Origin of the sequence: Nocardioides zeicaulis (assembly GCF_042432345.1) — a bacterium.
GTDB lineage: Bacteria > Actinomycetota > Actinomycetes > Propionibacteriales > Nocardioidaceae > Nocardioides > Nocardioides zeicaulis.
Window position 1 is genome coordinate 1 of the sequence record NZ_JBHLXH010000005.1, and the last position, 8,552, is coordinate 8,552.

The 8,552-nt window shown below is 74.8% G+C and carries 9 protein-coding genes; 8 read left to right on the forward strand and 1 reads right to left on the reverse strand.

Annotated elements, in window-relative coordinates:
• The first annotated feature begins 254 nt into the window (after positions 1–254).
• Entirely contained in the window at positions 255–635 is a 381-nt protein-coding gene (locus ACFFJG_RS20340; RefSeq protein WP_378520684.1) for a single-stranded DNA-binding protein, read from the forward strand.
• On the opposite strand, the gene ACFFJG_RS20345 is transcribed toward ACFFJG_RS20340, so the two are convergent.
• Positions 610–1,728, reverse strand: a complete 1,119-nt coding sequence (locus ACFFJG_RS20345; protein WP_378520628.1) for a DUF1015 family protein — start codon at positions 1,726–1,728, stop codon at positions 610–612. The genes ACFFJG_RS20340 and ACFFJG_RS20345 overlap by 26 nt on opposite strands.
• Before the next feature lie 48 nt (positions 1,729–1,776).
• Here ACFFJG_RS20345 and ACFFJG_RS20350 point away from each other — a divergent pair, with 48 nt between their 5' ends.
• The 7 genes from ACFFJG_RS20350 to ACFFJG_RS20380 form a co-directional block, all read left to right on the forward strand.
• Positions 1,777–2,796 (forward strand): HAD-IIA family hydrolase, encoded by a 1,020-nt coding sequence (locus ACFFJG_RS20350; protein ID WP_378520629.1) that lies wholly within the window; start codon positions 1,777–1,779, stop codon positions 2,794–2,796.
• Positions 2,797–2,806: 10 nt separating this feature from the next.
• A complete protein-coding gene (locus ACFFJG_RS20355; RefSeq protein ID WP_378520631.1) occupies positions 2,807–3,019 on the forward strand; it encodes a hypothetical protein in 213 nt (70 codons plus the stop codon).
• Positions 3,020–3,025: 6 nt separating this feature from the next.
• Positions 3,026–3,865, forward strand: coding sequence for a TlyA family RNA methyltransferase (locus ACFFJG_RS20360; protein ID WP_378520632.1), 840 nt, complete (start codon positions 3,026–3,028; stop codon positions 3,863–3,865).
• Positions 3,862–4,818: an NAD kinase gene (locus ACFFJG_RS20365; RefSeq protein WP_378520633.1), complete on the forward strand. Its 957-nt coding sequence runs from the start codon at positions 3,862–3,864 to the stop codon at positions 4,816–4,818. The genes ACFFJG_RS20360 and ACFFJG_RS20365 overlap by 4 nt, the downstream gene beginning before the upstream one ends.
• Positions 4,811–6,595 carry a DNA repair protein RecN gene (gene recN / locus ACFFJG_RS20370; protein WP_378520634.1) on the forward strand — a complete coding sequence of 595 codons (1,785 nt, stop codon included), beginning with the start codon at positions 4,811–4,813 and terminating at the stop codon, positions 6,593–6,595. The genes ACFFJG_RS20365 and recN overlap by 8 nt, the downstream gene beginning before the upstream one ends.
• 15 nt (positions 6,596–6,610) lie before the next feature.
• Entirely contained in the window at positions 6,611–7,810 is a 1,200-nt protein-coding gene (gene steA / locus ACFFJG_RS20375) for a putative cytokinetic ring protein SteA (RefSeq protein ID WP_378520635.1), read from the forward strand.
• The coding region (locus ACFFJG_RS20380) for a copper transporter (protein WP_378520636.1) at positions 7,807–8,552 on the forward strand (746 nt) is incomplete at its 3' end. The genes steA and ACFFJG_RS20380, both read left to right, overlap by 4 nt.

Below are 8,552 nucleotides of genomic sequence, written 5' to 3' on the forward strand. Positions count from 1 at the left end.
TCAGCGCCGATGGTACTGCAACCGAGAGGTTGTGGGAGAGTAGGACGCCGCCGGACAACCATTGTGAGAGTGGGGCCGCCCTTCGGGGCGGCCCCACTTTTGCGTTCCCGGGCAGGCCGGCCCTCGCGCCACCTTCGGTCCACAGATGCCTTGGATCAGCTCTTCTCCACAGCCGGCTCGACCGGCGTCCTCCTGGTGTCACCCCGTGCCGCGAGGCTGTCGGTGACACGGAGATGGAGACGGAGGTGGACGAGATGGTCAAGGCCATCACGCAGGAGCAGATTTTGGCTGACGAGCAGGCCGTCAACGACGTGCGGCTCGTCGGCACGGTGCGGGCGGTGCCCGAGGCGCGGACGCTCCCGAGCGGTGACGAGCTGGTGACGTTCCGGCTGACGGTGGAGCGACCCCCGGCGACACGCGGTGAGCGGCAACGTGCCCAGACGGTCGACTCGGTGCCGTGCACGGTCTGGGTCGCCCGGGTGCGCCGCAGCGTGCTGACGTGGCGCCCGGGCGACGTCGTCACCGTCGGGGGCGCCGTGCGGTGCCGGTTCTACCAGGCAGGCGGCGCGACGCGCTCGCGGGTGGAGGTCGAGGTGAGCTCGGCCCGCGTCATCCGTCGCTCACGGGCCTCATGAGCACGCCGAGGCTGGGCTTCGGCTGGAACGAGGTCGCCTTCTCGGGCAGGAGCCCACCCGCCTCGACCAGGTCCTTGACCTGCGCGAAGTCCGGGCTCGGCAGCAGGACTGCGGGTGACGACGGGCTGGCGAGCGCCAGCGCCTCGTCGGCGCTGTGGTGGTGCTCGACCCGCTCGGGCGGGACCGGGAGGCGGGGGAGCACGTCCTCGTGGAGCCACGCCACCGCGGCGCGGTGCTCCAGGTCGACCGGCGACACGGTGAGCCAGGCGCTGCCGTCGGTCAGGACGAGGTGACGGCTGTCGAGGACGCGGAGCGCGTCCACCCGACCCTCGACCCTCACAGCGGCGCCAGCCGCGGTCGCGGCGGCGACGAGGTCGTCGAGCGACGGACCGGTCAGGGTGCGGTGGATCGCGCCGAGGAAGAGGGGCGTGTCGTCCTGGTCGACCAGCATCGCCAGCCCGGCGTCCCAGCCGGTGCCGGGGTTCTGCTCCTGCAGTCGGAGGTAGGCGGCGTACCGGTGGTGCCCGTCGGCGATCAGGCAGGTCGCCCCGGCGAGCAGGTCCGCGACCTGCTCGAGGAGGGCCGGCTCACGCAGCGCCCAGATGCGCTGCCTCTGCCCCGTGCGGTCGAGGTAGCGCCAGTCGGGCTCGCGGGTAGCGACCTCCCCGACCACGGCCCGCAGTCGTGCCGAGCCGTGGTGGACGAGCAGGATCGGCGCGGGGTTGAGCGCCATCTGGTGCATCCGGGCTGCGAGCTCGCCGGCCTGGTCGGGATGGATGGCCTCGTGCGGCCACACCGCCCGGTCCGCGGGGGCGTGTGCCCGGTGCGACACGTCGAGCGCTCCGACCAAGCCGCGGACGGTCAGGCCGCCGACGGTGTACTCGTGCAGGTAGAGCGCGGGCGAGTCGTCGGAGGTCGCCCGGCCGCCGTCGATCCAGCGGGTCAGGCGTGCCGCGACGTCGCGGTAAGGTCGCGCCAGTGCCCGAGCCGACGCGGGGTCCCCGACACGAGCCGGGGCGAGCATCACCGCAGTGAACGGCTGGAGCCGGAACGGTCTCCCCACGTAGGGGGGCACGGTCCCGGCGACGTCCATCGGAGCATCGTAGGGGGACGCTGGTCACAGTCCTGAGAGGGGTGGAGCATGCTCGAGAAGTCCGACACGCCGGTGGTGGAGGCCCACGACCTGGTGATGTTCGACCTGGACGGCGTCGTCTACGTCGGGGGCGAGGCGATCGACGGGGTCTCCGAGCGGATCGAGCGCGTGCGCGACCTCGACGTCCACGTCGCGTTCGTCACCAACAACGCCTCGCGCACACCCGACGACGTCGCGGCGAAGCTCGAGGGCCTCGGCGTGCGCGCCGAGCCCACCGACGTCGTGACCTCGGCCCAGGCGGCCGCGCGGCTGCTTGCCGACGAGCACGGCGAGGGCGCGAAGATCCTCGCCCTCGGCGGCAAGGGACTCCACGTCGCGCTCGAGGAGGCAGGGCTGGTCCCGGTCGACGGGCCGGACGGTGCCGTCGCGGTGGCCAGCGGCTACGGCCCCGACGTGCGGTGGCGCGACATCATGCGGGTCGCCACGCTGGTGCGCGACGGGATGCCCTACGTCGCGAGCAACACCGACATGACGATCCCGACGCCCTACGGGTTGGCCCCGGGCCACGGGGTCCTCGTCGAGACGATCAGCCGCTTCTCGGGTGTGCGGCCGGTCGTGGCCGGGAAGCCGGAGAAGCCGCTGATGGAGGAGACGGTGCGCCGGGTCGGGGGAGAGCGGCCGCTGATGGTCGGCGACCGCCTCGACACCGACATGGAGGGAGCACACGCCATCGGGATCCCGTCGATGCTGGTGCTCACGGGCGTGAGCTGGCTCGAGGACCTCGCCGGCGCGGCGCCGGAGCTGCGTCCGACCTACGTCGCCACGACGCTCGAGGGCCTGTTCGAGCCCCACCCGGTGCCGTCGACGACGGACGGCACGGCCGAGCTCGGCGGCTGGTCCGCCACGGTGGACGACGGCCGGCTCGTCGTCACCGGGAGCGGCAACGAGGCCGACTGGTGGCGGGTCGCGGCCACCGCGTGCTGGCTGCACCTGGACGCGACCGGGACGCCGGCGGACGTGTCCGACACGGAGCCGCCCGGGCCTGCCCGGACCCTGGACGCCGAGTAGGCTCGCCGCCATGGACGACGTACCCGACGAGGCCCGCGCCAGCGCGGTGTCGTACGACGTCGAGGCCACCGGCGCCGAGCACGTCGATGCGGTGCTGGCCGAGGTGGCGGGCCTGTCCGACCGCCCGGTCGCCGAGCACGTCGCGGTCTTCGAGCGGGCCCACGAGCAGTTGCGGCGCGCCCTCGACGCCGCACCGCCCGCGACCGACGAGCGGGGTGCCTGAACGGCCGTGCCTCCCCGTCGACTTCGCCTGGACCAGGAGCTGGTCCGCCGCGGGCTCGCCCGGTCGCGCGAGCACGCCAGCGAGCTGGTGGCCGCCGGCCGGGTCACCGTGTCGGGTGCGCCCGCGACCAAGCCCGCGACCGGGGTGACCACCGACGTGGCCATCGTGGTGCGCGAGGACCCCACGTCGGTCGACTACGTCTCGCGCGGCGGGCACAAGCTGGCGGGTGCACTGGCAGCGTTCGCCGACCACGGCCTCACGGTCGAGGGCAGGCGGTGCCTCGATGCCGGCGCGTCGACGGGGGGCTTCACCGACGTCCTGCTGCGCGCGGGTGCGCGCGAGGTGGTCGCCGTCGACGTCGGCTACGGCCAGCTGGCGTGGTCGCTGCAGAGCGACGACCGGGTCGTCGTCCACGACCGCACCAACATCCGCGAGCTCACGCCGGACGTCGTCGGTGAGCCCGTCGACCTCGTGGTCGGCGACCTCTCGTTCATCTCCCTGGCGCTGGTCCTCGACCCGCTCCTGTCGGTCACCCGCGACGACGGCGCGCTCGCGTTGATGGTCAAGCCGCAGTTCGAGGTCGGCAAGGACCGGGTCGGCAAGGGCGGCGTCGTCCGCGACCTGGCGCTGCGGGCCGAGGCCGTCACCACCATCGCCGACCTGGCCGCCGCACGGGGGTGGGGCGCGCAGGCCGTCACGGTGAGCCCGCTGCCGGGTCCGTCGGGCAACGTCGAGTTCTTCCTGCTGCTGAGGCAGGCACCGGCCGCGATCGACGCCGACGACGTGCGCGCCGAGGTGGAGCGCGCGGCGTCGTTGGGGGTGGCGGGTGAGAGGGTGGATCCGTGACCACCCAGACCCCTGAGCGCCGCGTGCTGGTGCTGGCCCACACCGGTCGCGCCCAGGTGCGCGACGTCGCGCGCGAGTGCGTCGGCGCCCTCACCGGGCACGGCATCGGCGTCCGGCTGCTGTCCGACGAGGCCGCCGACCTCGGCCTGTCCGCCGACGACGACCTCGTCGAGACGACCGCGCCCCACCCCGCGCTGGGCGAGGGCTGCGAGCTCGCGCTGGTGATCGGCGGTGACGGCACGATCCTGCGCGCAGCCGAGCTGACGTGGGCCACCAGCACGCCGCTGCTCGGGGTCAACCTGGGCCACGTCGGCTTCCTCGCCGAGGCCGAGCAGGAGGACGTCGAGTCGACCATCGCCGCCATCGTCCACCGTGCCTACACCGCCGAGGAGCGGCTCACCCTCGACGTCCGGGTCCTGCAGGGCAAGGAGGTCGTGGCCACGACCTTCGCGCTCAACGAGGCGAGCGTGGAGAAGGCCGCGCGCGAGCGGATGCTCGAGGTGGTCGTCGAGGTCGACGACCGGCCGCTCTCGCGGTGGGGCTGCGACGGCGTGGTGTGTGCGACGCCCACCGGGTCCACGGCCTACAACTTCAGCGCGGGCGGCCCCGTCGTGTGGCCCGAGGTCGAGGCCCTGCTCATGGTGCCGCTGAGCGCGCACGCCCTGTTCGCCCGCCCGATGGTGGTCGCACCCTCGTCGGTGCTCGCGGTCGAGGTGCTCTCCACGACCGAGGGCGCCGGGGTGCTGTGGTGCGACGGTCGCCGCACCGTCGACCTGCAGCCGGGTGCGCGCATCGAGGTGCGGCGCGGCGAGCGACCCGTGCGCCTGGTGCGGCTGCACCGCGCCCCGTTCACCGACCGCCTCGTGGCGAAGTTCGACCTGCCCGTGGAGGGCTGGCGGGGCGCGGCCGAGCGGGAGCGCCGCCGCCGCGACGGGGGCGAGCACGATGCTTGAGGAGCTGCGGATCAGCCAGCTGGGCGTCATCGACTCCTCCACGCTGGAGCTCGGCCCGGGCCTGACCGTCATCACGGGTGAGACCGGCGCCGGCAAGACGATGGTGGTCACCGCGCTCGGCCTGCTGCTGGGCGGGCGCGCGGACAGCGGCGCCGTCCGGTCGGGCGCGAAGCAGGCCCGAGTCGAGGGCGTGGTCTCGACCCGGGCGTCCTCCACCACCATCGACGCCTTCCGCGGCGCCGTCGAGGAGTCCGGCGGGGAGGTCGAGGACGACCAGGTCGTGCTCGCGCGCAACGTCGCCGCGCAGGGCCGCTCCCGCGCGTGGGTGGGCGGGGCCACCGTCCCGGTGACCACCCTGGCCGACGTGGCGGAGCCGCTGGTCGCGGTGCACGGCCAGTCCGACCAGCACCGGCTGCTGCGCGCGGGTGCGCAGCGCGCGGCCCTCGACCGGTTCGGCGGCGAGGAGCTCTCCGCGACCGCCGGGGCGTACGCCGACCTCTGGGCCGAGCTCGCCCGCACCGAGCGCACCCTCGCCGAGGTGCTCGGCTCGGTGCGCGAGCGCGCCCGCGAGGCCGACCAGCTGGCCTTCGGCCTCGGCGAGGTCGAGGCCGTCGACCCGCGCCCCGGTGAGGACGTCGAGCTGGCCGCGGAGGAGACCCGGCTCGGCTTCGCCGACACGCTGCGGGTCGCCGCCGAGCAGGCCCGCGAGGCGCTGTCGAGCGAGGAGGGCGCCCCCGACGCGCTGGGCACCACCGCTGCGGCGCGCCACGCGCTCGAGTCGGTCCGTGAGCACGACGCCACGGCGGGCGAGCTCGCCGACCGTCTCGCCGAGCTCAGCCACCTCCTGGTCGACCTCGCCGGTGACGTCGCCTCCTACGCGACCTCGCTCGACACCGACCCCACCCGCCTCGCCGCCGTGTCGGAGCGCCGGGCCGCCCTCACCGGGCTGACCCGCAAGTACGGCGAGACCATCGACGACGTGCTGTCGTGGGCAGAGGAGGGAGCCAAGCGGCTGCTCGACCTCCAGGGCACCGACGACCAGGTCGCCGAGCTCGAGGCCCGCCGCGACCGGCTGCGCGACGAGCTCGGCACGCTGGCCGCGAGGCTCTCCGACCAGCGCTCGACGGCCGCGGCCCGCCTCGGCACCGCCGTGAGCGACGAGCTCACCTCGCTGGCCATGCCGCACGCGGTGGTGAGCGTGGAGGTCCGCCAGCAGGAGGTGCCCGCCCCGGAGACGCCCGCCGGCCCCGTCCTGCACGTGGGGGACCGGTGGCTGCGCGCCACCCAGCACGGCGTCGACGACGTCGAGCTCCTGCTCGCCGCCAACACCGGCGCCGACCCGCGGCCGCTCCACAAGGGCGCCTCCGGCGGTGAGCTCTCACGGGTGATGCTCGCCCTCGAGGTCTCCCTCGCCGGGACCGGGTCGGTGCCCACGTTCGTCTTCGACGAGGTCGACGCCGGCGTGGGCGGCCGGGCCGCGATCGAGGTGGGCCGCCGGCTCGCCGCCCTCGCCCGCTCCTCCCAGGTCCTGGTCGTCACCCACCTCCCGCAGGTCGCGGCCTACGCCGACCGCCACGTCGTGGTCCACAAGTCCAGCGACGGGTCGGTCACCACCTCGGGCCTGGTCACCCTCGACGACGCCGAGCGCGAGCGCGAGCTGTCCCGGATGCTGGCCGGCGTCGAGGACTCCGACAGCGCCCGGGCCCACGCCCGCGAGCTGCTCGAGACCGCCGCGCCCGAGCGGGCGTGCCTCCCCGAAGGGCAGGGTCGCGGCTGACACCATGGCGCGGTCATGAAGTTCGCAGTCCGCTCCCGCCCAGCCCCCACCCTGCCCGGAGTGCACGGCCCTGCCCGGATCCACCGGCGCACCGCCACGCTCCTCGGCCGGCTGCACGCCGGTGACGTCGCGGTCCTCGACCACGTCGACCTCGACCGCGAGACGGCCCAGGCGCTCGTCGACGCAGGGGTCGTGGCCGTGGTCAACGCCGGGCCGCTGATCTCCGGGCGCTACCCCAACCTCGGGCCTGAACTGCTCGTGCAGGCAGGGGTGGTGGTCGTCGACCAGGCCGGCGCCGAGGTGTTCGAGCGGCTCAGGGACGGCACGGACGTACGCGTCGACGCGGGCATCGTCCACGCCGGCGACACTCTGGTGGCGACCGCGCGGGAGCTCACCCCCGACCTGGTCCGCAGCGAGATGGCGGCCGCCCGCAGCGGCCTGGCCGCCCAGCTGGAGAGCTTCACGCACAACAGCACCGAGTTCCTCCGCCGCGAGCAGGACCTCCTCCTGCACGGCCACGGCGTGCCGGAGACGGCCACGTCGATGGCCGGCAGGCCGGTCGTCGTCGCGGTGCGGTCGCACGGCTGGGAGGCCGAGCTGCGCGGCATCCGGCCGTTCGTGCGCGAGCAGCGACCGGTGCTCGTCGGCGTCGACAAGGGCGCGGACGCCCTCGCGGCGAGCGGTCACCGCCCGGACGTCGTGGTCGTGACCGCGACCAGCGACGACCTGCCGTCCGCCGCGGTGCTGCGCAAGGCCAGGGACGTCGTCGTGCTCGTCGAGTGTGGCGCACCCCGCAACGTGACCGAGCAGCTCGAGCGGATGGGCATCCGGCCGCTTCGCTTCGAGACCACCGCCACCACCGAGGACGCGGCGCTGCTCCTCGCCGCGGCGCACGAGCCCGCGCTCATCGTCGGCGTCGGCATGCACGCCACCCTCGACGAGTTCCTCGACCGCCGTCGCTCCGGCCTGGCGAGCACCTTCCTGACCCGGCTCAAGGTCGGGCCCGACCTCGTGGACGCGGCGGCGATCCCGCGCCTCTACGACGGCGCGGTCCGCCCCCGCCACCTCGTGGGCGCGCTCGTCGCCGGCGTGCTGGCCGTCGCCGCGGCCGTCAGCGTGACCCCCGTCGGCCAGCAGTGGGTCGACGACGCCACGCCCGTCGTCTCGCGCACCACGTCCGACCTGATCGACAACGTCCGAGGAATCCTCCCGTGATCACCCTGCGTCACCACCTGCTCACCCTCGTCTCCGTCTTCCTGGCCCTCGCGGTCGGCATCGTCCTGGGAGGCGGGCCGCTCTCCGACGTCGGCTCCCAGGTCGCCGCGGTGGGGGAGGAGAGGTCGAGCGACCCCGGGGTCGACCCCGGCGCGACCTACGACGCCGCGTTCCTCGACTCCCTCGGTCCCTCGTTCGTCGCCGGCCGGCTCGCCGAGCGGTCCGTCGCGCTGGTGACGGTCCCGGGAGCCGACGAGCGCCTGGTCACCGCGCTGGGCGACCAGGTCGCGGCCGCGGGCGGCACGGTGAGCGCGCGCTACGCGCTCTCCGACGACATGGTCGACCCCGACCAGAAGTCGCTCGTCGACACCCTCGGCAGCCAGCTGCTGACCCAGCAGGCGAAGGACGCCGTGCCCGCGGACGCCTCGACGTACGACCGGATGGGCCAGCTGCTCGGGCTGGCCGTCGCGACGAAGACCGCCGAGGGCGAGGACGTCACCGGGAAGTCGCGCGCGGTCGTGGACGCCGTGGCCGGCGCCGGGCTGGTGACGGCGCCGGAGGAGGTCGCGCAGCGCTCGCCGCTGGTCCTGCTCGTGCTGGGCCCCGACGCCGGCGACGAGGGCTCGGACGCCGTCCTGGCCGGACTGGCCGAGGGCCTCGGCGCCCAGGCGGCCGGCGTCGGGGTGGCCGCGGCCGTGGCCTTCGTCGCCGCGGAACGACGGGTGCGCGAGCCGATGGTGCG

Excerpts from the sequence above, each read along its gene's own strand:
- ACFFJG_RS20340 (WP_378520684.1), top strand. The coding sequence starts at position 255 with ATGGTCAAGGCCATCACGCAGGAGCAGATTTTGGCTGACGAGCAGGCC.
- ACFFJG_RS20345 (WP_378520628.1), bottom strand. The coding sequence starts at position 1,728 with ATGGACGTCGCCGGGACCGTGCCCCCCTACGTGGGGAGACCGTTCCGG.
- ACFFJG_RS20350 (WP_378520629.1), top strand. The coding sequence starts at position 1,777 with ATGCTCGAGAAGTCCGACACGCCGGTGGTGGAGGCCCACGACCTGGTG.
- ACFFJG_RS20355 (WP_378520631.1), top strand. The coding sequence starts at position 2,807 with ATGGACGACGTACCCGACGAGGCCCGCGCCAGCGCGGTGTCGTACGAC.
- recN (WP_378520634.1), top strand. The coding sequence starts at position 4,811 with ATGCTTGAGGAGCTGCGGATCAGCCAGCTGGGCGTCATCGACTCCTCC.
- steA (WP_378520635.1), top strand. The coding sequence starts at position 6,611 with ATGAAGTTCGCAGTCCGCTCCCGCCCAGCCCCCACCCTGCCCGGAGTG.